Annotated in this window: 21 protein-coding genes, 1 pseudogene and 1 other annotated feature; all 22 genes and pseudogenes read right to left on the bottom strand. The window is 47.6% G+C overall.

Annotation, left to right across the window (positions count from 1 at the left end):
• Nucleotides 1–85: 85 nt before the first annotated feature.
• A complete protein-coding gene (gene ileS / locus FE296_RS11200; protein ID WP_150364976.1) occupies nucleotides 86–3,184 on the bottom strand; it encodes an isoleucine--tRNA ligase in 3,099 nt (1,032 codons plus the stop codon).
• 512 nt (nucleotides 3,185–3,696) lie between these two features.
• Nucleotides 3,697–3,989: a binding site (T-box leader), on the bottom strand.
• 57 nt (nucleotides 3,990–4,046) lie between these two features.
• Nucleotides 4,047–4,556 (bottom strand): annotated as a pseudogene (locus FE296_RS11195) (DivIVA domain-containing protein).
• 240 nt (nucleotides 4,557–4,796) lie between these two features.
• The gene (locus FE296_RS11190) at nucleotides 4,797–5,579 is read right to left on the bottom strand and encodes a YlmH family RNA-binding protein (RefSeq protein ID WP_091014083.1); all 783 of its coding nucleotides are present in this window, start codon (nucleotides 5,577–5,579) and stop codon (nucleotides 4,797–4,799) included.
• A gap of 15 nt (nucleotides 5,580–5,594) precedes the next feature.
• Nucleotides 5,595–5,864 (bottom strand): YggT family protein, encoded by a 270-nt coding sequence (locus FE296_RS11185; RefSeq protein ID WP_260632824.1) that lies wholly within the window; start codon nucleotides 5,862–5,864, stop codon nucleotides 5,595–5,597.
• Between the two features lie 7 nt (nucleotides 5,865–5,871).
• On the bottom strand, nucleotides 5,872–6,339 hold the full coding sequence (locus FE296_RS11180; protein ID WP_017687313.1) for a cell division protein SepF: 468 nt from the start codon (nucleotides 6,337–6,339) through the stop codon (nucleotides 5,872–5,874).
• Nucleotides 6,330–7,031, bottom strand: a complete 702-nt coding sequence (locus tag FE296_RS11175; RefSeq protein ID WP_017687312.1) for a YggS family pyridoxal phosphate-dependent enzyme — start codon at nucleotides 7,029–7,031, stop codon at nucleotides 6,330–6,332. The genes FE296_RS11180 and FE296_RS11175 overlap by 10 nt, the downstream gene beginning before the upstream one ends.
• Before the next feature lie 6 nt (nucleotides 7,032–7,037).
• Nucleotides 7,038–7,937 (bottom strand): peptidoglycan editing factor PgeF, encoded by a 900-nt coding sequence (pgeF, locus tag FE296_RS11170; RefSeq protein WP_150364975.1) that lies wholly within the window; start codon nucleotides 7,935–7,937, stop codon nucleotides 7,038–7,040.
• Between the two features lie 51 nt (nucleotides 7,938–7,988).
• Nucleotides 7,989–8,381: a YlmC/YmxH family sporulation protein gene (locus FE296_RS11165; RefSeq protein WP_167483680.1), complete on the bottom strand. Its 393-nt coding sequence runs from the start codon at nucleotides 8,379–8,381 to the stop codon at nucleotides 7,989–7,991.
• A 174-nt stretch (nucleotides 8,382–8,555) separates the two neighbouring features.
• Nucleotides 8,556–9,338, bottom strand: coding sequence for an RNA polymerase sporulation sigma factor SigG (gene sigG / locus FE296_RS11160; RefSeq protein WP_017687309.1), 783 nt, complete (start codon nucleotides 9,336–9,338; stop codon nucleotides 8,556–8,558).
• A 111-nt stretch (nucleotides 9,339–9,449) separates the two neighbouring features.
• Nucleotides 9,450–10,172, bottom strand: a complete 723-nt coding sequence (gene sigE, locus FE296_RS11155; protein WP_017687308.1) for an RNA polymerase sporulation sigma factor SigE — start codon at nucleotides 10,170–10,172, stop codon at nucleotides 9,450–9,452.
• Between the two features lie 11 nt (nucleotides 10,173–10,183).
• Nucleotides 10,184–11,164, bottom strand: coding sequence for a sigma-E processing peptidase SpoIIGA (spoIIGA, locus tag FE296_RS11150; RefSeq protein ID WP_091014080.1), 981 nt, complete (start codon nucleotides 11,162–11,164; stop codon nucleotides 10,184–10,186).
• 261 nt (nucleotides 11,165–11,425) lie between these two features.
• Nucleotides 11,426–12,541, bottom strand: a complete 1,116-nt coding sequence (gene ftsZ, locus FE296_RS11145; protein ID WP_017687306.1) for a cell division protein FtsZ — start codon at nucleotides 12,539–12,541, stop codon at nucleotides 11,426–11,428.
• Nucleotides 12,542–12,691: 150 nt separating this feature from the next.
• Entirely contained in the window at nucleotides 12,692–13,975 is a 1,284-nt protein-coding gene (gene ftsA / locus FE296_RS11140; protein ID WP_036614863.1) for a cell division protein FtsA, read from the bottom strand.
• A gap of 293 nt (nucleotides 13,976–14,268) precedes the next feature.
• The gene (locus FE296_RS11135) at nucleotides 14,269–15,036 is read right to left on the bottom strand and encodes a cell division protein FtsQ/DivIB (protein WP_124116023.1); all 768 of its coding nucleotides are present in this window, start codon (nucleotides 15,034–15,036) and stop codon (nucleotides 14,269–14,271) included.
• Between the two features lie 58 nt (nucleotides 15,037–15,094).
• Complete coding sequence (gene murA / locus FE296_RS11130) at nucleotides 15,095–16,378, bottom strand: UDP-N-acetylglucosamine 1-carboxyvinyltransferase (RefSeq protein WP_150364974.1); 1,284 nt, start codon at nucleotides 16,376–16,378, stop codon at nucleotides 15,095–15,097.
• A gap of 17 nt (nucleotides 16,379–16,395) precedes the next feature.
• Complete coding sequence (gene murB, locus FE296_RS11125; protein ID WP_150364973.1) at nucleotides 16,396–17,301, bottom strand: UDP-N-acetylmuramate dehydrogenase; 906 nt, start codon at nucleotides 17,299–17,301, stop codon at nucleotides 16,396–16,398.
• A 149-nt stretch (nucleotides 17,302–17,450) separates the two neighbouring features.
• Nucleotides 17,451–18,560: an undecaprenyldiphospho-muramoylpentapeptide beta-N-acetylglucosaminyltransferase gene (gene murG, locus FE296_RS11120; RefSeq protein WP_150364972.1), complete on the bottom strand. Its 1,110-nt coding sequence runs from the start codon at nucleotides 18,558–18,560 to the stop codon at nucleotides 17,451–17,453.
• A 7-nt stretch (nucleotides 18,561–18,567) separates the two neighbouring features.
• Nucleotides 18,568–19,665: a stage V sporulation protein E gene (gene spoVE, locus FE296_RS11115; RefSeq protein WP_062835457.1), complete on the bottom strand. Its 1,098-nt coding sequence runs from the start codon at nucleotides 19,663–19,665 to the stop codon at nucleotides 18,568–18,570.
• Between the two features lie 48 nt (nucleotides 19,666–19,713).
• The gene (gene murD, locus FE296_RS11110) at nucleotides 19,714–21,135 is read right to left on the bottom strand and encodes a UDP-N-acetylmuramoyl-L-alanine--D-glutamate ligase (protein ID WP_150364971.1); all 1,422 of its coding nucleotides are present in this window, start codon (nucleotides 21,133–21,135) and stop codon (nucleotides 19,714–19,716) included.
• A 3-nt stretch (nucleotides 21,136–21,138) separates the two neighbouring features.
• Nucleotides 21,139–22,107 (bottom strand): phospho-N-acetylmuramoyl-pentapeptide-transferase, encoded by a 969-nt coding sequence (gene mraY, locus FE296_RS11105; protein ID WP_047843751.1) that lies wholly within the window; start codon nucleotides 22,105–22,107, stop codon nucleotides 21,139–21,141.
• Nucleotides 22,108–22,119: 12 nt separating this feature from the next.
• On the bottom strand, nucleotides 22,120–23,532 hold the full coding sequence (locus FE296_RS11100) for a UDP-N-acetylmuramoyl-tripeptide--D-alanyl-D-alanine ligase (protein WP_124116431.1): 1,413 nt from the start codon (nucleotides 23,530–23,532) through the stop codon (nucleotides 22,120–22,122).
• On the bottom strand, nucleotides 23,532–25,019 hold the full coding sequence (locus tag FE296_RS11095) for a UDP-N-acetylmuramoyl-L-alanyl-D-glutamate--2,6-diaminopimelate ligase (RefSeq protein ID WP_124116018.1): 1,488 nt from the start codon (nucleotides 25,017–25,019) through the stop codon (nucleotides 23,532–23,534). The genes FE296_RS11100 and FE296_RS11095 overlap by 1 nt, the downstream gene beginning before the upstream one ends.
• Between the last annotated feature and the right edge of the window lie 120 nt (nucleotides 25,020–25,139).

Below are 25,139 nucleotides of genomic sequence, written 5' to 3'. Positions count from 1 at the left end.
CAGATACAGGGAATATGTCCCTTTATCTGCGGCTCGTTTGTTTATTCTCTATATTCTATCCCTGTTGAATGGGTGATGCTCCGAATTACGCTTCGATGTAAATACCGATCGATTTGCCTCCGGCTTCAACACGTTCCATGGCCTCATTTGTGCCAAATGTCACTTCGGTTACGAGAACATTCTCACGCAATACATCATCAAACGCCTGAATAGCTTCCTGAAGGGATGCATCCACATCCAGTGTCAAACGTACTCTTTTCTCAATCGGCAGATCCAATCGTTTCCGGGTATCCTGCACAGCACGAACCACTTCACGGACCCAGCCTTCCTGTTCCAATGCTGGCGTGATTTCGGTATTGAGCGCAACCGTCAGACCGTAACCTGATGCTGAAGCAAAACCTGACTTGGCCTGTTTATCAACCAATAATTCTTCGCTTGTCACTTGCAGCTCTTCGCCTTCCGGAGAAACGATGTTCAGCACACCCTCCGAAACCACTTTACGCGTCTCATCGGCCGACATTCCCTTGAAGAAGTTTTGCAGGAATCCTACGTTTTTACCGTATTTCTTACCTGCAACTTTCAGGTTCAGCTTCAATGTAAAGTCAACGAATTCCGCATCATTATGCTCCGTACGGATTCCTTTTACATTGATCTCTTCCTTGATGATCTCTTCATAACTTGCCAGGTCAAACCCTTTATCCAAAGAAACGATCAATTCGGACAGCGGCTGACGTGTCTTGATGCCTGTTTCGTTACGAACGTTACGGGCAAGTTCAACCACGCGGCGAGCCGTCTCCATATCCTGTTCCAGTCCTGCATCAATCAGCGCTTCATTAGCTACCGGATAGTCTTCCATGTGCACACTCTCGCCTGTTGCAAGGTTCAGATAGATGTCTTCTGCCAGCATCGGTGTGAACGGAGCAACCAACTTCGCAGTAGTCACCAGTACTTCAGTCAATGTACGATAAGCGTCCAGTTTATCGTCTGTCAGGCCACTTCCCCAGAAACGGTCACGGGAACGACGGATATACCAGTTACTCAACTCATCAACAAATGCTTCAATCGCTTTAGAAGAGTTCAGATAGTCGTTAACCAGCAACGCTTTTTCTACAACCAGGATCAGGCTGTTCAGTCTCGACAGAATCCAGCGATCCAGCTTGTGTGCGGACAGTTGGAACGGGTGCTCCTGTGGATCAAATCCATCAATGGTAGCATAAAGCGTCAGGAATGCATGGGTGTTAACCAGCGTATCCACCATTTTGGATTTGGCTTCGCCTACGATACCTTTGGAGAAACGTTTGCTGTTCCACGGTGCACTGTCAGACAACAAAGCCCAGCGGAATGCATCTGTACCGTACTCTTCAATCACTTCCCAAGGATCGATAACGTTACCTTTGGATTTGGACATCTTCTGTCCGTTCTCATCCAGAACGTGTCCTGTAGCCATAACCGCTTTGTAAGGCGCTTTGCCTGTCAAAAGGGTGGAAACCGCCAGCAAGCTGTAGAACCAGCCACGTGTCTGGTCAATTCCCTCACAGATCATATCAGCAGGATACTGCTGTTCGAAGACTTCTTTATTTTCAAATGGATAGTGCTGCTGGGCAAACGGCATGGAGCCGCTGTCGAACCAGACATCGATCACTTCCGGTGTACGTTTCATTTCATATTTGCCACAAGAGCTCATGACTTTAACGTCATCCACATACGGTTTATGCAATTCAAGATTCTCAGGCACATCACCTACCGCACGGGCACGCAATTCTGCAATGCTGTGTGGAGCAAATTGTTCGCCAGTCTCCTCGCACACCCAGATGTTCAGCGGAGTTCCCCAATAGCGATCACGGCTGATGTTCCAATCCACCAAATCCTCAAGGAATTTCCCGAAGCGACCCTCACGAACATGACCCGGGTACCAATCCACTTCACTGTTGTTGGCAATCAATTGGTCCTTGATGGCTGTTGTTTGGATGAACCAGCTGTCCATTGCATAGTACAGAAGTGGCGTATCACAACGCCAGCAGAATGGATAGCTGTGCTCATATTTTTCTTTGCTGAACAAACGTCCATTTTCAGACAGATATCGCACGATATCAATATCACAATCCTTCACGAAACGTCCGGCAAAGTCAGTAACCTCAGCGACAAATTTACCTTCCAGGTCCACCATGTTCACAAAGCTGATCCCATTCTCACGGCATACTCGGTAGTCATCTTCACCATGGGCAGGAGCCATGTGTACGATACCCGTACCACTTGCATCCGTTACAAAGCCTGCACCCAGAATGATGTTGGCTTTCTCAGCCTGAACGTAGTTGAACGGAGGATCATACGTTTTGCCAACCAATTCGGCACCTTTCAGTGCACCGATGATCTCATACTCACCCTTGGTATCTTTCATCACTTTTTCAACCAGATTGGTTGCCATGATGTACACTTCATCACCTTGACGAACACGGGAGTAATCCATATCCGGATTCACGGCAAGTGCTACGTGTGAAGGCAGCGTCCAAGGTGTTGTTGTCCAAGCCAGTACAAATTCTCCGCTGTCATTCAGTTTGAATTTCGCTGTAGCGCTCAGGTCTTTGACGTCTTTGTACCCTTGTGCAACTTCATGGGAACTCAGTGTTGTCTGGCAAGATGGGCAATACGGACTCACACGGTGACCACGATACAACAGGCCTTTCTCATGGATCGTCGCCAGGATATTCCATACACTCTCGATGTAGTTGTTATCAAGGGTGATATACGGGTTATCCATATCCGTCCAATATCCGATACCTTCTGTCAGATCACGCCATTGTTGCTCGTACTCGAATACGCTCGCTTTACATTCGTTAATGAATTTCTCCACGCCGTAGTCTTCGATTTCCCACTTGTGGGAGATACCAAGCTTCTTCTGTACACCCAGTTCTACAGGCAGACCATGTGTATCCCAGCCTGCTTTACGCACAACACGGTAACCCTTCATCGTGTTATAACGACCAACAAAGTCCTTGATTACCCGTCCCAGTACGTGACCGATATGTGGTTTACCGTTCGCTGTAGGCGGCCCTTCATAAAATACGAAGTTTGGCTTGCCCTCCCGGTTTTCGATGGATCTTTTGAATGTATTCTCCGTTTTCCATTTGTCCAACACGCGTAATTCTCTGGCACGTGCCTTCTCTTTGACGTCAACTCGTTGCATGATGATTATCTTCCCTTTCTTTGGTTGGATTGTGGACCGTCCACAAAAAGCGTTTCAATCCCCCTAAATCCCCCTTGCCAAGGGGGACCCCATAGGCGCTCCGCCCTCTGGACACCCGGAATGGGTTGTCGTTGGGGGATAGTTGCGCTTATGGGCGAGGGTTTATGTGCGTGGTGGCGGCCATTTTGCGGCTATTCCCTGCGTGAACGCCGCATGGCCTTACCGCGAGGCGGGTGTTGCCGGGTACTTCGCTCCCCTGGCGGGTGGCTCTCTCCTTGAGGCACCTTCGGGCCTCATGAGCGTTCGCCTTGGCGAAACCCCGGTTGCCGGGTGCTTCGCTTTCCCGGCGGTTGGCTCTCTCCTTGAGGCACCTTTGGGCCTCATGGACGTTCGCCTTAGCGAAACCCCGGCTGCCGGGTGCTTCGCTCCCCCGGCAGGCGGCTCTCTCCCTGAAGTCCCTTCGGGACTCATGGGCGTTCGCCTTTTTTGGACACAAAAAAGCCCCGTCCCTGGAAAGGGACGAGGCTATACTCGCGTTACCACCCTAATTCTGTTCATCACAAACCACATCCAGGCAAGCCTGGGTATGCTCTGTCATCAACAGCGCTTATGCCCCACTATACTACCGCAGGGTGCCGTTATAACGTACGGCTTACGGTTCGGCTTACACACGGCAATCACGATCACCGCTTCAGCGTCACTTCTCCGGGGAGATATTCGGCTATAACTCATCCATTGGTTTGCACCAACCACCAACTCTCTGAGGGATGAGATCATAACGTACTGAACCCGTCATGGAATCACTATTCATTATGAATATAGTTATAGCCTCTTTGCAGACAAAAGTCAACCAGGCAACAGACTAATAAATTTCTTTCATCTCCCGCTCACGGTCACGCACTTCCTGCTCCCGGCTCTCCAGCACTTCCCAACCATCCTGAGTCAACAGTTCAAGCTGCGCTTCAACAAGCGTGCGGAAACGGGCACGATAAATCGATGCCTGCTTTTTCAGTTCTTCCACTTCCAAAGCAATTTTGCGTGATTTTCCCAGCGATTCGTTCACGATCCGGTCTGCATTTTTCTCTGCTTCCTTCACGATCAACTACGCTTCTTTCTTCGCATTGTTCTTCACATCATCAGCAGCTTCCTGCGCAATGATGATCGTTTTGCTAAGTGTCTCTTCAATCGTGGCAAAATGATCCAGCTTTTCCTGAACGGACAGCAACTGATTGCTCAGCTCTTTGTTCTCGCGAATGACGCCTTCGTAATCTTTGATGACTTGATCCAGGAATTCATTGACTTCATCCTCGTCATACCCGCGCAAACGTCGGGAAAATTCCTTGTTGTGTATGTCCAGCGGCGTTAATGGCATGCTGTCCACCTCCTGTTAAAGTTCCTTCCCGTCCAGAGAAGGTTTGCAGCATATGGGTACCACCCAAGGGGCCGTATCGTTGGTGCCTAACCTTGGCAACGTATACGGAATGCAGGATCAGAATTACATCCTCCAACGTTCATGTAAAGCTTTGACTTAATGTATATCGGATACACCGCGTATTTTCTACACCTTTATGATAAACATTTCGACAAGAAAGCGGATTTTCCTGCAACAGACTCAGGCAAATTTGCCGATTTTCACTCGGCAGCGCCCTTTTTTGGTCATCCCATCCTGTTCCATAACCTTGAAACGGCCAAATCCCTGAATGGATACGACATCACCCGCTTTTAGCGATTTGGAGGGATCTTCCTCAACTTTCCAGTTCACACGGCAGCGACCAGCTTTGATCGGCACCAGCACTTTACTGCGACTAAGCCGATACACATCTGCGCAGATTCCATCCAAACGAAGAGAAGCGACCGTAATGTCCATCGTCTCCAGTTTACTCTCTGACCATCGCATCTGATCCAAAGGAAGTAACTCTGTAAACACATGTAACCGATGCACCTGATTCAGTTGAAGCGATAAAAAAGCGCCGGTTTCCGCCGCCACCACTGTATGGCAACCGTCCTCCAGCACTTGGATATCCCCGATCTTTCCACGTTTCATCCCAAGCCCGAGCAGGGAACCCATATAGTCCCCATGCTCCAGCTCCGAGATTTTCTGATCATCAGACGTGATGCTGAGCACCTGCATACCCATATCCTCATCATCCAGATACATGTAATCAGGTGCAACCAGCGCACGCTTGCGCTCAGCAGCCTCGTAACCACCATCCAGACGAATCTGAACGTCATTACGACGATTGGCAAGAGTTTGTAAGATAAACACCTGTCTTGGGTCAAGAAAGTCAGTTAGCTTCATGTCATGATACTTGCCTGCACGCTCAACCCAGTCCGAAGCCTTATCTACGAAATCTCGCTCATCATGGCTAAAATGTTCGTAAATTTCACCGCTCATCTATGTCACCCTACCCTAATATACAAAATACCGAAGTATAGAGATCAGCCCGTTAAGCGCGAGTTGCAGAACGATTAACGCCACAATCGGAGAAATATCCAGCACACCGAACAAAGGGGGGATAAATCGACGGAATGGTCTTAGATATGGCTCCACTAATTTGCCCAGCCATTCCCCGATGAAGCTTTCCCGCGCATTGGGAAGCCAAGACATCAATATGTAGACAATGACCATGTAAAAGTAAATCTGGTATAACGTGTACAACACGCTTTCAATCTGATACAAAAGTGGCTCACCTCATTCTGTTATAATCTTGCTCGCTGTCAGCCAGTATTTCCGTAATTGAGCCCTGAATTTCAACCGTATCTGGCGTACAGAGAAAAATGTTTCCGCCGATTTTGGAAATACCGCCACCCAATGCATATACCGTGCCACTCAAAAAATCAATAACGCGCAGCGCTTGGTCCTGGCGAATTCGTTGCAAGTTTACCACAACGGTACGATGCGAACGCAGATGGTCGGCAATTTCCTGAGCCTCGTCATAAGAACGCGGTTCATACAGGACAACTTTAACATTTTTCTGGGAATGAATGCTCACCACATTATTCCCCCTTTGGTTTCTACGTTTATCGAGACTGGAGGTTTCAGCTTCCTGATGTTCAGACTCATTTTCCTCCTGCGCAGCCATTCGTTCACGTTCCACAATCTCTTCCTCTTCCTGAAGTCCGAGGAAATTCATAAATTTATTCATTACGCCCATCGTGAACCCTCCTCTTTTCCTACGAGAATCGATCCTAGCCGTACCCAGGTTGCCCCTTCTTCAATGGCCACTTCAAAATCATTGGACATCCCCATTGACAGCTCAGTCAATGGCTCTGCTGTAAGGGCTTGTCCATTCAATTGATCTCTCAACTCACGCAATCCACGAAATACGGGACGTGTCAGCTCCGGATCTTCCTCATGAGGTGCCATGGTCATCAGGCCAACGACCTTGAGATTGTTGAACGAACGAATATCACGCAAAAAAGAACTTGCCTGTTCAGGCTGTAAGCCATACTTGCTCTCTTCACCCGAAATATTCACCTGCAAAAACGTTTCCACTTGGATGCCAAGTGAAGCTGCTTTTTTATCCAACTCCTTCGCCAATGACAAACGATCCAGTGAATGTATGTAACGAAACTTGCCAATCACATCCTTCACCTTATTTGTCTGCAAATGACCGATAAAATGCCAGGTACCCTGCTGACCAAAAGCTTCCCATTTGGCCTGTGCATCCTGCCACCGGTTTTCTCCAATATGCTCAAGACCATGATTCAGCACCGATCCCGTTGTTTCAAGTGAGACATATTTCGTGACCGCAATCACATTCACATCATCACGATGACGGTTACTGCGCCGACATGCGTCCTCGATCTTCTGATTTACCTGTTGAATACGCTCCTCCAATGACACAGAGGGTCACCTCTCTTCCAGCCCAATCCAGCTCGCCATCCGCCCTGTAACACCATTTTCCTTCCGATAGGAGAAAAATAGTTCGGGATGACAACTTGTACACCATGTTGTACATTCGATATGATCCGGCATTATTCCTGCTTTCATCATAATGTGTCGATTACATTCTTTCAAGTTTAACATCGTTTTACCGTTATTCACGGCTCGATATACTTGTTTGGAAGCAGAATCCTTGTATTCATCATTAACCGGGGAATCATCAAACCAAACCCCTACATGCTGCATGACCGCCTCATCCACTTCATAACAGCAATCCCCAATCGACGGACCGATTGCAGCTCGAATGTCCTGCCTACGGCTGCCATACTCCCGTTCCATCGTCTCCACCATGGATACAGCGATACCCGCGACTGTACCTTTCCAGCCGGCATGAGCAAGACCTACCGCCTGCTGCACAGGGTCATAGAAATAAAGCGGAACACAGTCTGCGTAGAAAGAAGTCAGCAGCACGCCAGGCACATTCGTGACCAATCCATCCGTATCCTGCAACGCAGATTGACGATCAAGTAATCCTCTGCTCCGATCTTCAGCGGTAATTACAGCCACATGTTTTCCATGCACCTGCTCTCCACAGGTCCATGCTTCTGCTGCAAAGCCAAGCTTCTTGGTTACAAGCCTGCGGTTGTTAAGTACAACTTCAGGGTCATCCCCCACATGATAAGCACAATTGAGCGTGGCATACGGAACTTTTCCGACTCCACCATGCCTCGTCGTAAACCCGACTGACAGTTGTTCAAATTGCTGTGTCCAGGGCTCAACATATAATAATAACGGATCAGGACCGAAATCTGAATTTGGGTTCTTGGTCCGTTCAAGTAATTCTTTATCCAATACAAAGGGTTCCATTATCTCACCTCACCACTTCCAGTGTACCAAATGAGCCACATTCTGTCTCATTTATATCGTTCGACGCTGATTACGTTCCGACCGTTCAATGCGTTCCACACGCTCTGTACGGTTATGCTGCTGTTCATCATACAGGCGCGCTTCGCGATCACGCTCGTCATACGCATTTTCCTTCACCTCATCCATCTTTACCAGAATCACATCTGAACCAATCTTCACAATGTTTCTCCAGGGAATCACCAGATCCGTCCCCCCTCCAAAGAGTCCCATAAAACGGCTGTACCCTGGCACTACAATCGCTTCAATTCGTCCCTGCTTCAGATCCAGCTCCAAGTCACTGATCTGACCGAGGCGTTTACCATCGGTAATGTTAATGACATCCTTTGTCTGAAAGTCCGAGATTTTCATGCCTCGTGCCGCTATTTCGCTCGTATTTACTTTCATTCATTTCCGCCCCCTGTTATTCCTCTTCTGCCCGTTCTTCACGCTTCTATACAATATATGTTTCAGGGGCGAAAAATGTCCTGTTTTTCATCGAATGTGGAAACAGTCCAAAACAAAAAGACGACCAACGGTATACACTGCCCCGATTGATCGTCCTTCTGCCTTTGCATCCTGTTATGACTTTACATGTTTTTGCATCTGCTGTATCGCTGATTTCTCCAGACGTGATACCTGAGCCTGGGAAATGCCAATTTCATCAGCCACTTCCATCTGGGTTTTCCCTTCGAAAAACCGCATCGACAGAATCATTTTTTCCCGCTGACCAAGACGATGCATCGCTTCACGGAGTGCAATTTCCTCGATCCATGACACATCTTTGTTTCTGTCATCGCTGATCTGATCCATTACATAGATCGGATCTCCACCATCATGATAAATCGGTTCGAAGAGCGAGACCGGGTCCTGAATGGCGTCCAATGCAAAAACAACATCTTCCTTCGGCACATTCAGTACTTCCGCAATTTCAAATATCGTCGGTTCCCGGGAATTTTTATTCGTCAGGCTGTCACGGACCTGAAGTGCTTTGTAAGCAATGTCCCTCAAGGAGCGAGATACCCGAATCGGGTTATTGTCACGCAGGTATCGACGGATTTCACCGATAATCATCGGCACCGCGTAGGTTGAAAATTTGACATTCTGGGATAAATCAAAATTATCAATGGCTTTCATCAGGCCGATGCAACCAACCTGGAACAGATCATCGACAAACTCCCCCCGATTGTTAAAACGTTGAATGACACTGAGCACAAGACGCAGGTTGCCATTCACTAATTTCTCTCTTGCTGAGCGATCATGGTGTTGCTGAAGGGAATGAAACAATTCCCGCATTTCAGTGTTGGTGAGGACAGGCAATTTTGCGGTGTCCACGCCACAAATCTCGACTTTGTTTCGGGTCATCGTGATTTACCTCCCAAGGAGAAACATTAATGTACATTATCTCCGGGGCAGGCTTTTTTATTCGTACTTGGCACCCTTGCCAGTAATACCCATTCTGACCAATCATGTATTTCAGACCATTTTATTGAACTCCTTGCGGAGTCTTTTAATGATTCTTTTTTCGAGACGAGAGATGTAGGATTGGGAGATTCCGAGGAGATCGGCTACATCTTTTTGTGTCTTTTCTTCCCCATCCGTCAGGCCAAAACGAAGCTCCATAATCATTCGCTCGCGCTCCGTTAATTTTTCCAGTGCCTTGTGCAAAAGTTTCCGGTCTACCTGCTCTTCAATATTCCGATAGATTGTATCGTTTTCAGTACCCAATACATCGGATAATAATAGTTCATTTCCATCCCAATCAATGTTAAGCGGTTCATCAAAAGAAACTTCAGTTCGGATCTTACTATTACGTCTCAGGTACATCAAAATTTCATTTTCGATACAACGTGAAGCATAGGTTGCCAGTTTGATTTTCTTTTCCGGGTCAAATGTATTCACTGCCTTAATCAATCCGATGGCTCCAATGGAGACCAAATCCTCAATATTGATTCCTGTGTTTTCAAATTTGCGTGCAATGTACACCACCAGACGCAGGTTGCGCTCAATGAGCATCGCGCGAATGGCCGAGTCTCCCGAGGATAATTTTTGCAGCAAAAACTCTTCCTCTTCCCGTGTCAATGGCGGCGGAAGTGCCTCACTTCCCCCAATATAATAGATCTCTTCGCTTTTGAGTCCCAATAAAAATAACAGACGGTAATATTGCAGCTGCGCCACCAGTTTCCATTTCACAAGCATGTACGTTCCTCCTATACCACATTCAGCGGCTTTTCTGTTGCTCCCGCAGAGAGAGCCGTAGACTGCGCAGAAGCAGCGTCTTGCACAAGTTCAGGATGAATCACGGCCTGGTATTTCCCATCCGACGACAAAACACCTCCATCCAGCCCAATAAGTACCCTTGTCGTCTCATAACATGTTTCCTCCATCGTCACCTTCACCCGGTCCGGCTTCATTGCCAGCATAAACGCAGTCCCTTTGTTAATGCCCCGATAAGGCACCAGCCGCAGTCGATCCTGCCACTGAAAACTTTCCTGATCAAGCTCCAGAATAAGGTTGTCCGGCGCTTCGTCCTTGAGTCTACCCTTCCATGAAGCAGGTAACATGTCTTGCCATAACGAAACCTCCATAACCATGACCGGCATGCGCGATAAGGGATCTGTAAGTTGATTGCCCGTATCCAGAAGGCCTGTACAAGAAATGACTACCTCATCGATGCAGACCTCAACTTTGCCCAAATAGGTCGTCATGCGATCCGTTTTCCGTTTTGAACTCTGCACAGCTTTGAATAAAAACAGGACAGCAAAAAATACGATAAACGTGAACCAGAAAGCAATTTTCAGATCAAATGACATACCGCCAGAAGCCGTGAACCAAATGCCGTTAAACAACTCACCGGAGCTCTGAAGCATGTAATGCACACCCAGAATACCTCCAGCAGCGACAAAATTAATCACATAGAAGGTACCCAGCGTCCTCGCAAAAGCCTGCAGACCTTTAAAACCAAAAGCAATCGTAAGCATGACCAGCGAGAACCCGAACTTGATCAAAAAGGTGAACATAAAATCAAACTCCGGTACAAACATCATGACCACGTATAATGCACCGACAATGGCTGACAGCAACCATCGCCACCAAACCAGCTTTGTCTTGCGCATCCAAGCGGTCATTCCGATGAGTGCACCGTCAATACACAGGTTTGTCAAAAAAATTAGATCCACATAAACAACCAAAGTCTTCACCTGCCTGCGCGCAACATATCGAAATACCGGTACCCGATATCCTGATATTCATGAGCATATTCACAAGTATACGGAGCCCCCTGTTCAAAGTCTGTCTAATCATGGGGGTGTGGTTCCAACTTTTTTTGTCGGAATTGCTCAGGCCCTTTGTTCAGAATTTGTTCATTGCTGTATGCTATGATATCTAAATAAACAGAAAAAACCCGGTCGCTCCATAAGGAGTACCGGGTTTCCAAAAAATTGATTTGCGTATTAATCGTTGTTATTATTGCGTGAACGATTGCGTAAAAATGTCGGAATATCCAGCTGATCATTGCTCGGCTGATTTCCGAAAGGACGCAGGTTCGGCGAACGCGTATCTGTCGTCTCCGCTGTTGCTGGAGCTGGCTTACGTCCTGGTGGTGGTGGAGCAGGTTTATCTTCAAAACCAGTTGCAATAACTGTAACCTTAATCTCCTCTTTCAGGTCTTCGTCAATGATGGCACCAAAGATCATGTTCACTTCCGGGTCGGAAGCAGACGTTACAATCTCTGCCGCTTCGTTCACTTCATACAGGGACAGATTAACGCCACCCGTAATGTTCATGATTACTCCGCGAGCACCTTCAATAGAAGTTTCAAGCAAAGGACTCATAATGGCTTTCCGTGCTGCTTCTGCGGCACGATTCTCACCAGTTGATTCACCAATCCCCATAAGGGCTGAACCACGTTCGTGCATAATCGTTTTGACGTCAGCAAAGTCAAGGTTGATCAGACCCGGTACAGCGATCAAATCAGAGATACCTTGTACAGCTTGACGAAGTACGTTATCCGCTTGACGGAATGCTTCAAGCATAGGAGTCTTTTTGTCTACGATTTCGAGCAAACGATCATTAGGAATCACGATCAGTGTGTCGACTTTTTCCTTGAGGGCTTCAATACCTTGCTCTGCATGGCTGGAACGCTTGCGTCCTTCAAATGTAAATGGACGAGTTACGACACCAACGGTAAGTGCACCACACTCTTTAGCGATTTCGGCAATAACCGGAGCCGCACCTGTACCTGTACCGCCACCCATACCGGCTGTAACAAATACCATGTCTGCACCTTTCAACGTGTTCATGATCAGATCTCGGGACTCTTCCGCTGCTTTTTTACCTACATCCGGGTTGGCACCAGCACCAAGACCACGAGTCAATTTATCACCGATTTGCAATTTATGCTCGGATTTCGCCAGGTGTAACGCCTGAGCATCCGTATTTACCGTAATAAATTCAACACCTTGTACACCATTTTCAATCATACGGTTGACTGCATTGCTTCCGCCGCCGCCTACACCGATGACTTTAATTTGAGCCAAGCTCTCCATCTCGAAATCAAATTCCAACATATTATTCCATCTCCCCCTCAATGTGCATGGATGGCCCGTCCAATTTTTGATTTGAACCGAATCAATTTCATATATCGACGAACGAAAGCGTTTATTTTAGTACCGGCGCATTCAGACGGCTTCAAGAATGTATGAAATGGATCCAACCTGTTATATAAATTCGCTGAACATATTCTTCAGCCGCTCGAACAGACCGGGTTTTTGCTCCGATTCCTGTGCCGTATTTGGCTTCGGACGGTTGGTCGGTTTCTTGTTGTTATTATTGTTGTTGTTATTTCCACCGCCGTTATTGATCGAGGGACGAATGCGCAAACTGCGAATTACACTGTGCAATATGCCGACTCCGCTTGTAAACCCAGGGTCACGCACACCAATATAATCCGGAACTGCAACTCGTACCGAAGCAGCAAGCTCATGCTGAGCGACCTGCAGAACCCCCGGCATAGAGACCGTACCTCCCGTTAGTATATAACCTCCAGGAAGCTCGTTGTAACCAAGACGCTTCACTTCTTGGGATATCATCTGGAATATTTCCTGAACCCTAGGTTCAATAATTGCTGCCAGATCCTCCTGTGAAAACTCCTTGTCTACATTACTGCCAATTCGGGTGACTTTGAACATCACATCCGCAGCAGCATCATCCAACCAGGCGCAGCCATATTTCAGTTTCACCTTCTCTGCCTGATCCGTTAACGTGCGTAAGCCATAGGCGATATCATTTGTTACGAATTCCCCACCTATAGGCAACGTTGATGTTGCAACAAGACTGTCTTCTTCAAAAATGGCGATGGTTGTTGCACCTGCTCCAATATCAACAAGCACTGAACCCATCGTTTTTTCATCTTTGGACAAAGCCAGTTGACCCGCTCCAAGCGACATGAGAACCAGATCGCTTACTTTCAGACCCGCTTTTTCCACGCAGCGCAAAAGATTATGTATCGCGGTTTTTGCACCCGTAATGATCGTTGCTTCAACTTCCAGACGAACACCAATCATACCACGGGGGTCCTGTATGCCCTCCAAGCCATCTACAACATATTGCTTGGCGACAACATCAATAATTTCCCGTTCCGGCGGAACTGCAATGACTTCGGCTGCTTTCAACACCCGTTCCATGTCTTCTTCTCCGATTTCACGATCCTCGTTAGACACAGCCACGACGCCGTGACTGCTCATCAGTCCGATATGATTTCCCGAGATTCCAACATACACTTCGGATATTTGAATACCTACCATACGTTCTGCATGATCCACTGCGTTGCGAATCGACTGCACCGTCTGATCGATATCTACGATTACACCTTTGCGAATTCCCTCCGAGTCGGCAGATCCAACTCCTATAATATTAAAGGTTCCATTATTCATTTCCCCAATAATAGCGCGAATTTTGGATGTACCGATGTCCAAACTAACAATGATGTCATTGTTGCTCAAGTCTGTGGCACCTCCTGACTCCAATAGTAAATTACGTTCGAATTTAAACACTCTTAAAACATATTCAACACACTTCAGGCTTTCCCTCTTTTTTCTACAATGTTTTTGGGTGTCAAAATCTGGTTGCCAGACATAAAACATTGAAGAAAAAAGAAGGAGGCAACTCATGTGCCATAAGTTCAAGTGTATCATTTTTTCTTCATCTCAGAAAGAACAAGTTTCATTGCTCTGACGGGGCCAAACCCCGACCTGCCTAGGCTTTCATATTCAGTCCAGCCTCATCATGGCAAAGATCAGGGGGTTGCTCCTAGTTCAGCATCATCTTCCGGGTCATCCGGGATGAAAGGGACATAGGTATCTGCCTCAAGCATGGTGATTTTCCCAGGCCGTTCGGTCTCAATCACCTGATTCAGATACTCCACTTTATCCGATAAAAGAGAGACGGTTGTAATCACTTCAAACTGTGATTTGGTATACATCCGAATCTGATCCGGAAATGAAGGCGTTGGATTCGGAATAATTTCCGAAATATCCGTCGTCAATTCATTCGGAATTTTAGCCAGTGTCTGGCTCAGTTTGGCTTTGAGTGGATCATCAGCCTTCCATTGGGTCAATATGGGCTTCTCCACAGCAACACCAATTGTTGCCGGAACCGTCAAGCTTGTCCCACTGGCTAATATCGCTTTTAACGTACCGTCAGAACCAAGCTCATAAGCAACCGTGGCATATTCCTGAACCTTGATATGGATAATACCCGGAAATTGCTTGTCCACGGTAACGGCGGAAATCGCCTTGATGGTCTTGAGACGCTCAATAACCTCGGCAGTACTTGTCCCAAAAAATTGTTCGCCTTCTTTCAGCCCGCTTTTCTCCAGCAGTTCTGAAGTTGCTGTATATACATTACCCGTAATTTCAATTGCCGAAATCCGACTCATGGAAGAACGAAAGAATAATACAGCGAGCAATACAATAAATAATAATAAGAGAATAATTACAATTTTGCGGCTTGTGTTTCCTTTTGGCCGATTCTTCTTCAGAACCGGAATTTGACTTTTAGGCATAAGTAGCGCTCCACAAAGCCTCAGGTCCCCTCCCTTCAAGAAGGGGACTCCAAGGACGTTAATTGGCAAAATCCAACTGTTTTGAAACGGGCGACTGTCGCTCAACCGATGCTCCAAGACTTTGGAATAACTTCTCGATCTGATCGTAGCCCCGGTCAATATGATGCACTTGCTCCACAACCGTTTTGCCTTGAGCAGCCAGACCAGCAATTACCAGAGCTGCACCTGCACGAAGATCGGTTGCTTCTACTGTAGCCCCGTACAGACGGGGAACACCACGGATAAATGCTGCGTTCAGATCGACTGAAATATCAGCCCCCATCACATTCAGTTCATCCACATGTTTAAACCGGCCCTCGAATACCGTTTCCTTCATCACACTGAATCCGTCTGCCAGACTGAGCAGCACCATGATTTGCGATTGCAAATCTGTCGGAAACGAAGGATACGGAGAAGTCACAATACGGTCTACTGATTTGGGACGGCTCATACAGCTCACCGTCATTATATCATTGCAGACTGTGATTTGAACACCAGTGCGCTTCAATACATGTATAAGTGAAGTAAGATGAGCAGGATTGCAGTGTGTAAGCGTAACATTGCCTCGCGTTGCTGCTGCTGCAATCATCACAGTTCCGGCAACGATTCGATCCGGTATAATCTCAAAGGAACAAGGCTTCAGTTTCTCAACGCCATTGATCGTGATTGTATCCGTTCCTGCACCAATAATGCTTGCACCCATAGCATTCAAAAAGTGTTGCAGGTCCTGTATTTCAGGTTCTCTTGCCGCGTTGCAAATGGTTGTCGTCCCTTTAGCCATAACGGCTGCCATCATGATATTCTCGGTCGCTCCCACACTCGGGAAATCCAAATGAATATCTGTACCCACCAGATTGTGCCCATGACAGATAATCTGTTGGTCCTGCTCTTCAATCAAAGCTCCGAGCGCTTCCAGGCCCCGGAGGTGAAGATCAATTTTGCGTTCTCCAATGGCACAGCCGCCTGGCTGATACACTGACACTTGCCCAAACTTAGCCAGCAATGGTCCCATCAAAAAAATGGAAGAGCGCATCTGCTTCATTAGATCTTCTGGCACATCATATGACCGGATAGACGAGGTATTAATCGTCACTGTTCCCTGTTCATGCCGACACGTGCATCCAAGCCGTTCCAGGATATACAGCATCACTTCAATGTCCAGCAAGTGTGGAACGTTATGCAGTGTAACTTCTCCATCTGCCAACAAACTTGCGGCCATAATCGGTAAAGCGGCATTTTTTGCTCCATGGATGCGTATGGATCCTGAGAGGGGTTTCCCGCCTTCAATCACCAATTTGTCCAATGTATCACCTCCGGGGTTTACCGCTCACCCACTACGAAGACTTCCGGTACCAGGTTAATACCGTTTTGAGATGATATAGTGCTCTGTATCTGCTGCATTAGGGTGATAACGTCCTCTGCTGTTGCTTGGCCTGTATTAACAATGAAATTGGCATGCATGGTGGATACCTGTGCGCCTCCCTGGGTCATTCCTTTCAGCCCTGCTGTTTCAATCAGGCGGGCTGCATGATCACCCGGTGGATTTCGGAATACACTACCTGCACATGCCATCTGCAGTGGCTGTGTGCGGCGCCGGCGATCTTTGTAAGCCGCCATGGTTTCCGAAATGACGTTGCGCTCTCCATGCCGGAGTTCAAATGTAGCTTCCAGCACGATGCCTCTCCGATCATGCAGAACAGAGTGGCGGTAGGCAAAATCCATGTCCTCCTTGCTGTAACGTACCAATTCCCCTGTCTCCAGTACAATCTCAGCGAATTTGAATATCCGTGACACATCCGATCCATGCGCGCCTGCATTCATGTACACAGCTCCACCGACAGTGCCAGGGATACCGCTGCCGAATTCCAGACCGGCCCATTCCTTTTTGGCAGCAACCACACTGAGTTTAACAAAAGAATGCGCCGCTCCGGCAGTTACACCACCTTCGTGAAATTCGGCATAATCAAAGCCCTCGCCTGGTTTCACCACAACACCACGTATTCCTTTGTCTGACACCAGCATGTTTGAGCCCCGTCCAAGTTGCATCCACGGAATCTGATACGTGTGAAGCAATTGAATGAGATTCATCATCTGCTCTTTATTCTCGGGAATGACCAGTGCATCCGCAGGACCGCCGATCTTCCATGTGGTGTATTTGGCTAGCGATTCGTTTTCAAGAACTCTGCCAACATTATTCTGGGATAGTAACGATATCCACTGATGCATGTTTGCTTCCTCCTTTGCTTCAAAACCGATGAGCACGGTATGTTCTGTTGTGACAGACCGTGTTCTGGCGCCATGGAACGATGGTCACGATTTATACGGTATCTTATGTCAGCCCCGTCTTGTGTGTGACAATCGCCCACAAACACACTTTATCGGCGTGCAGCAAGACGCTGAATTTCATGAACAAGCACTTCAGCTGCATCGGGTTTCCCCAGTTTCCTAGAGGCTTCAGCCATTCGTTTGCGTCCCGATTCATCATTCATAATCTTGGCGATGGCTTCATACAGGACTTTGCCTGTAAGATCCTTCTCCAGCATCGTGAGTGATGCGGCTCCACCTTCAAGCGTACGTGCATTGGCTTCCTGATGATTATTAGTCACGTTAGGTGACGGAATCAGGATCGAAGGAATACCCAGTGATGTAATCTCCGCAAGGAATGATGCACCTGCACGGTTTACAATCAAGGATGTGCAGGCAAGCACCTCAGGCATATTGTGCACATAAGGCAGGACATGCAGGTGGTTTGGCATCGTACCCAATGAGCTGCGAATGGCTTCACGCGTTTCATCAAAATAGGTATCCCCTGTCACGTAAACTACATGTACATCGTCCAGTTGTTCCAGCAATGGAGCCATGTCCACCATGGCCTGATTGATTGCTTTTGCCCCGCGACTGCCACCAACCACAAGAACAACACGGCTGTTCATCGGTACACCTAACGTGGCAAAACCACGATCACGGCTAGCTTGGGCTACCGTAGTCGCTCGGGGATTACCGGTGTAGATCACCTTTTTTGCGCCGGAAAACGATTTTTCAGAACCTTCAAAACTAACGGCAACCGTGTCCACATAACGCATCAAAAATTTGTTCGTCAGACCAGGAATGGCGTTCTGTTCATGAATTATACTCGGAATTCCCAGTTTTGTTGCTGCATATACCACAGGTCCACACACATATCCACCTGTACCAATCACAACATCCGGTTTGAATTCCTTCAGCATTTTTTTGGACTTGCGTACACCTTGAATGAAACGCATGACCGTTTTCAGGTTGTCGATGGACAATTTCCGCCGAAAGCCCGTAATATCAATGGATTTAAAAGGAATATTTTCTTGGGGAACCAGCTTGCTTTCCAGCCCTCTGGTTCCTCCAATGTATAGAAATGTCGAGTCCGGGTTCTCCGCCTCGCATTGTCTTGCTATGGCAACGGCCGGATAGATATGTCCACCCGTGCCGCCACCGCTTAGAACGACTCGCATCGCATAGTCACCTCGCATAACGGGATAAATTCACTAAAATGCCCAGTGCTGTGAGCATGAGGGTCAATGATGATCCGCCGTAACTGATCAGGGGCAATGTAATGCCCGTAACAGGCATCATGCCAATGACAACACCAATGTTAATAATGACCTGTACGGCGACCATACCTACGATACCAACACCAAGCAGACTGCCAAAGGCATCCGGAACGGTCATGGCTACACGCATTCCTCTCCACACCAGCACCAGAAACAACAATAATACAATCATTCCACCTATAAAGCCGAGTTCTTCGGCCAAAATACTAAAAATAAAGTCCGTTTGCGGTTCAGGTACATAACTGTACTTCTGCCGGCTCATACCCAGTCCCAATCCCGCCAGTCCACCCGGACCAATCGCGTATAAGGATTGAATGATCTGATATCCGGCACCCAATGGATCGGACCACGGGTCCAAAAACGCTGTGATACGCTGCAACCGATAGGGTGCTGCTGCAATCAAAGCTGCAAACCCCGCTACGCCGCCAAGAGCAAGCAAGCTCAGATGTTTCATTCGCGCTCCGGCTGTGAAAATAATAAGCATCGATGCGCCCATCATCACGGTGCCAGTCCCCAAATCAGGTTGCAGCATAATAATCCCAAAAGCCAAACCGATCAATCCCAGCGGTGGCAGAAGCCCCGTTGTGAAGGTTTTGATTTTGCCCGGCTCCTTGCTCAGCCAGTGAGCGAGAAACAGAATCATGCCCAGCTTCATAAATTCCGAGGGCTGAATACCGAACGAACCAATGCCCAGCCAACTTCTTGCACCACCGCGAACCACACCAATTCCAGGAATGAGCACCGCAATGAGCATAATAAAACAGGCAATCAATATAGGCTTGGCATATTTCCTCCACACCCGGTAGTCTACGTTAGCAGTTACGAACATGGCCACAAGCCCAAGCACCGCAAACAGGGCCTGTCTTTTCACAAAATAAAATGAATCGCCATAGTCATGAAAGGCAAGCACCGAGCCCGCACTATATACCATAATAATGCCGATGGCAAGCAATGCCAAAATACAAATCAGCAACCAAATATCTGGTGCCGGTCGCGTCTGTTTCATCAGGAGGCCACCCCTTGCATGGAAGTAGGGGCTTTTCCACCCCCCTACTTACAAGTTATGCGCCGCCTCTTTAAAAATGCGTCCCCGCTCTTCATAGGAAGCAAACATGTCCCAACTTGCACATGCCGGGGATAACAAAACGACATCACCGGCACTGGCAAGCTTCGATGCTTCCTGCACAGCAACGGTTAACGTCCGGGCAGCGTCCTCCTCATTATCGACGACCTTAATTTGCTTTAATCCGGCAAGTTCCGCGACCTTGGCAATTTTTGTCCGTGTCTCTCCAATTGCAACGACAGCTTTTACCCGTTCCTGGAACAAGGGCAACAACTCCATCATGTCTGATCCACGATCTAGCCCACCGGCAATCAATACGACCGGTTCCTTGAACGAATTCAGGGCCATGACCGTAGCTTTCGAATTGGTTGCTTTGGAGTTGTTGTAGTATGCAGAGCCGTTATGCTCCAGGACATATTCAAGTCGGTGTTCAACTCCCTTGAAGTCTGCGAGCGGTGCAGCCAGCACCGCAGGATCAGCTCCTGCCGCTACCGCAATGGCTACAGCAGCCAGTGCATTTTCAACATTAAATCGCCCAGGAAGGCCAATATCCTCGATGTCGATAATGATGTGGTGATCTCCGTTTTCATCTGCGTAGATAACCTGACGCTTCACATCGTCCTCATCTCCATCCACATAAGGAGGATCTGCATACACACCTGTATCCAATTTCTCTGTCACTGAGAAGGGGATCAATCTGCCTTTGATGTAAGGAACCAGACCACGACATACCGCATCATCCCAATTTAGAATGGCTACGTCGTCAGGCTGCTGATTGGCGAACAGTTTGGCTTTGGAAGCCACATAATCATCCATGTTCCCGTGATAGTCCAGATGTGTCTCTGCAACGTTAAGTAAGCTAGCAATCCGGGGACGGAAATCAACCGTTCCTTTGAGCTGGAAACTGCTAAGCTCAACAACCATCCAGTTATCTGGAGAAGCTTGCTCTGCCGCTTCACAGAGAGGTGTTCCGATATTACCGGCAACGATCGGTTTGAGGCCGGCATGCTCCAACATTTTACCCACCCAAGTGGTCGTTGTTGTTTTACCGTTGGAACCCGTAATCCCGATCATGGGTGCAGCACATAGATGATAAGCTACCTCTACTTCGGTCACCACTTCAATGCCCAATGCCATAGCTTGCTGCACAGGAGCTGCATGGTATGGGATACCCGGATTTTTAACGACCAGCTTCACACCACTGTGAATCAGATTATCCGGATGTCCTCCGCATACAACAGAAATTCCCAAAGCCTCCAATTCGGAAGCTTCGGGACATTGATCTCTCTCTTTTTTATCATTTACTGTAACCTTCGCTCCGGCGCGATCCAGCACTTTGGCGACCTGTACGCCACTTTTCGCCAATCCGAGCACGACTACTTGTTGTCCGCGATATGATTCAGGATGGTTCATGATCTACAACCCCTTGTTGAGATAAAGTCCAAGAGCGGCCAAAATTGCGCCTACCGCCCAAAAGGTAATAACAACCCGCCATTCTGACCAACCACTTAATTCAAAGTGATGGTGAATGGGGCTCATTTTGAATACACGCTTGCCACGAGTCTTGAAAGATACCACTTGAATGATGACAGACAGGATCTCGATAACAAAAATACCGCCAATGATGACAAAAAGAAGCTCTGTCTTGGTTACAATGGCTACCGCACCAATCGCACCGCCAATCCCCAGAGAACCGGTGTCTCCCATAAACACTTTGGCCGGATGTGCATTGTATACCAGAAAACCGAGTACGGCTCCGATCATCGCTGCTGCACACACTGCTGCCGGCATCGACGTGGCTTGCATCGCCACAATGGCAAACGCGCCAAAGGCAATCGCACTTACACCTGACAGCAAACCATCCAGACCATCGGTAAAGTTAACCGCATTGGTAATGGCAAGCATCATGAATACGACAAATGGATAATAGAACCATCCGGTCCAGTCAAACGAAAATGACGTACCCGGAATAGAGATGGCTGTGCTGTGTCCATTCTGAATCAGCAAGAAACACATCACTGCACTGAAGAACAACTGCCCCAGCATTTTTTGTCTGGCCGTCAGTCCCAGCGAACGTTTGAACACAATTTTGATGTAGTCATCAAGGAAACCTATAAGCCCGAATCCCAGCGTAGCCACAAGCAAGACATAAAAGTCTGTATTCTTGACTGCCGAAAATTTCAAAAAGGCCAATGTGAACGCAACTAAAATGACGACTCCACCCATTGTAGGTGTTCCGCTTTTTTTCAAATGGCTCTGAGGCCCATCTTCCCTAACTTGCTGTCCAAATTTCATTCGACGTAACAGCGGAATCAGGAGCGGTGCGGCAATCACCGCCAGAATAAATGAAACACCGATTGTTAACAGTAATACCTGAAAATCCATGGGTTCACCCCTCTAGTCTACTCGATTCTGTAATGGTGCTATTTGTAATGCTTCGACCACGTCCTCCAGCTTCATGCCTCTTGAGGCTTTGAACAAGACAACGTCTCTGGGATGTAGTTTCTCCAGTAGATAACGGGTCATTTCTTCTTTATCTATAAAAGCACGAACACCCTCTGCCGGCATATGCTTTCTTGCTCCTTCAGCAATATGTGCTGATAGCGGACCATATACGAGCACCATGTCCATTTTGGCAGATGTAATATACTCACCAATTCCAAGATGCAGATTCTGTTCTTCAGGTCCAAGTTCAAGCATATCACCAAGCACAGCCACTTTCATGCGGTATCCTTTCAGACCCTCTAGTACATCAATTGCGGCCTTCATGGAGGTTGGACTTGCATTGTATGCATCATTCAGCAGGGTTAGACCACTAACGCCTTGAGTAACCTCAATACGCATGCCTGTCAGTTTCAAGCGAGACAATCCCGCTGCAATCTGCTCCGTCGTCACTTTGAAATGACGGGCTACAGCCAAAGCAGCCAGACAGTTAACGACATTATGCGTTCCCAGCAGAGGTAGCGTAAATGCATGTTCTCCAGACTGTTTGGTGGTGAAAACTACGCCGTTCTGCGCATTCATAAGTCCGGTAGGATAGTCATCATTATCGGTTTGCAGACCAAATGTAAACCGCTGCAATCCCTCAGGTTGTTTCGTTGCGGGCTCTTCAAGGACTTGTGCAATTAAAGGCTCGTCTCCGTTGTAGATCAGTAACCCGCCAGGCTTCAATCCCGCGGCAATCTCGGCTTTGGCTCTGGCAATCTCCAATCTGGATCCCAGCTGAAGCAGATGAGATTCACCAATATTGGTTATAATCGCTACATCTGGCTGAGCAATAACCGACAAATCGTTAATTTCCCCGCGACCACTCATACCCATCTCCAAAATGATAATCTCGGTATCCGGGTGCATACTCAATACAGTCAGTGGTAAACCAATGTGATTATTAAAGTTGCCTTGCGTCTTATGCACTTTGAACGTCGTTGAGAGAATGGCATCAACGATGTCCTTTGTTGTTGTCTTGCCGTTGCTGCCTGTAATGCCGACTACAGCCGCTTTATTCTCCGTAAGATAAGCAGATGCGAGTGCTTGCAGTGCGACAAGTGTGTCGTCAACAACAATGACAGCTCCTTGTGGCGGAATACCATGATCCTTTTGCCAGATCGCGCCTGCAGCTCCCTTCTCTAGACAGGCTTGCACAAATTCGTGTCCGTCAAACCTTTCACCCACTAGCGGGATAAATAAACTGCCTTCCAGAGGTTTACGCGAATCGGTAAACACCCCTTCGACTATTACATTGCCCTGAGCGGCAACGTCACTTAATGTTCCTCCACACATCTCGGCCAATTGTGCCAATGTTCTTTTTATCAATTGGATTTGCCCCTTATCGCTTCTTTGGCTATGATTCGGTCATCAAAATCGGTTTTGGTTGTGCCGATAATCTGATAAGTCTCGTGACCCTTGCCCGCAATCAATACTACATCGGCTGGGCTTGCCATTTCAATAGCTTCATGAATCGCCTGGCGTCGATCCACAATCATCGTATAACGTTCAGCAGGAACGGATTCTTCAATCAGGCCCTGTTCAATGTCTTTGAGAATCAGATCCGGATCTTCTGTCCGTGGATTATCGGAAGTAACTAGTACAAAATCGCTATAATTCGCAGCAATTTTCCCCATGAGAGGGCGTTTGGTACGGTCCCTGTCACCACCACAGCCAAACACGCAAATTACACGTCCTTCGGCAAATTCCTTCACCGTCCGCAGCACATTCTCCAGTCCATCCGGTGTATGGGCATAATCGACAATAACAGCAAATGGCTGTCCTTCGTCCACTCCTTCAACACGTCCATCCACGCCCGGAACCGTCTCCAGACTGCGCTTGATCTCTTCCAGCGGAATACCTTCCACCAGCGCTGCAGAGATTGCTGCCATTGCATTGTACACATTGAATTTGCCTACCATGCGCAATCGAATATCCGCGCTGCCTGCAAATGTATCCACGTGGAAAGAAGTTCCCTGAGACGTGATTGAGATTTGGGATGCGCGTACATCCGCCTTTTCACCCATGCCATATGTAATCACTTCAGCCGCAGTCACAGAGATGAAATAAGCCGCAGCCGGATCATCTGCATTGATGACAGCGAATTTACGCTGTGAAACATCTTCCGTATAACCGTTACCCAGACGTGCAAAGAACAATCCTTTGGCCCCGCGATATTCCTCCATGGAATGGTGGTAGTCCAGATGATCTTGCGTCAGGTTAGTAAATACCGCAGTACGGAAATTTGTTCCCTTTACTCGTCCTTGTTCCAATGCGTGAGAAGAAACTTCCATAACACAGCAGTCCGTACCCTTCTGAACCATATCATGCAGACTACGCTGCAGATCAAGCGCCTCTGGTGTCGTTCCTGACATCGGGTAGGTGCGACCGTCATACCGCATTTGAATAGTACCGATCAATCCCGTCTTGCGCCCGTAATCACTCATGATTTTTTCAATTAAATAGGTGGTCGTTGTTTTTCCGTTCGTTCCCGTTACACCAATCATATTCATCTTCTGGCTTGGCGAGTCAAAAAAGAAATCTGCCAGAACAGCCATCGCAAATCGGCTGTCCTTCACCAGTAATTGTGGTACAGGCAGATCCAGCTGCCGTTCAACCACCAATGCAACTGCACCGGCATTTACAGCTTTTTCTGCATAATCATGACCATCTACCGTATGTCCCGGAAGACAGATAAACAGATCACCCGGTTTTACCTGCCGGGAATCTGTCTGAAGGTTTTGGCATTCTGTATTTGATTCGCCCACGAGGCGGGCGGTGGTCAGCATCGATGCAAATTGTTTTAAAAGCACATGAATAACCTCACTTTTCCAATTATACTTCAGTTTTAACATATGTCTGTATTTATTAATATCGTCAATACAACCCTATAATGAAACGCACTTGGATGAATTTTGTTGCGCTAGAAGCCT

The sequence above is a fragment of the Paenibacillus sp. UASWS1643 genome (assembly GCF_008693195.1).
Classification (GTDB): Bacteria; Bacillota; Bacilli; order Paenibacillales; family Paenibacillaceae; genus Paenibacillus; species Paenibacillus amylolyticus_B.
This window is presented reverse-complemented; position numbering and strand designations above follow the sequence as displayed.

What these genes read in the sequence shown, in the direction of transcription:
- murD (WP_150364971.1), bottom strand. Translation starts at nt 21,135, where the DNA reads ATGAACCATCCTGAATCATATCGCGGACAACAAGTAGTCGTGCTCGGA.
- spoVE (WP_062835457.1), bottom strand. Translation starts at nt 19,665, where the DNA reads ATGAAACAGACGCGACCGGCACCAGATATTTGGTTGCTGATTTGTATT.
- ftsZ (WP_017687306.1), bottom strand. Translation starts at nt 12,541, where the DNA reads ATGTTGGAATTTGATTTCGAGATGGAGAGCTTGGCTCAAATTAAAGTC.
- sigG (WP_017687309.1), bottom strand. Translation starts at nt 9,338, where the DNA reads ATGACCCGAAACAAAGTCGAGATTTGTGGCGTGGACACCGCAAAATTG.
- FE296_RS11135 (WP_124116023.1), bottom strand. Translation starts at nt 15,036, where the DNA reads ATGCCTAAAAGTCAAATTCCGGTTCTGAAGAAGAATCGGCCAAAAGGA.
- murG (WP_150364972.1), bottom strand. Translation starts at nt 18,560, where the DNA reads ATGCGAGTCGTTCTAAGCGGTGGCGGCACGGGTGGACATATCTATCCG.
- FE296_RS11180 (WP_017687313.1), bottom strand. Translation starts at nt 6,339, where the DNA reads ATGGGCGTAATGAATAAATTTATGAATTTCCTCGGACTTCAGGAAGAG.
- mraY (WP_047843751.1), bottom strand. Translation starts at nt 22,107, where the DNA reads ATGGATTTTCAGGTATTACTGTTAACAATCGGTGTTTCATTTATTCTG.
- murB (WP_150364973.1), bottom strand. Translation starts at nt 17,301, where the DNA reads ATGCATCAGTGGATATCGTTACTATCCCAGAATAATGTTGGCAGAGTT.
- ileS (WP_150364976.1), bottom strand. Translation starts at nt 3,184, where the DNA reads ATGCAACGAGTTGACGTCAAAGAGAAGGCACGTGCCAGAGAATTACGC.
- pgeF (WP_150364975.1), bottom strand. Translation starts at nt 7,937, where the DNA reads ATGGAACCCTTTGTATTGGATAAAGAATTACTTGAACGGACCAAGAAC.
- FE296_RS11190 (WP_091014083.1), bottom strand. Translation starts at nt 5,579, where the DNA reads ATGAGCGGTGAAATTTACGAACATTTTAGCCATGATGAGCGAGATTTC.
- sigE (WP_017687308.1), bottom strand. Translation starts at nt 10,172, where the DNA reads ATGCTTGTGAAATGGAAACTGGTGGCGCAGCTGCAATATTACCGTCTG.
- FE296_RS11165 (WP_167483680.1), bottom strand. Translation starts at nt 8,381, where the DNA reads ATGAAAGTAAATACGAGCGAAATAGCGGCACGAGGCATGAAAATCTCG.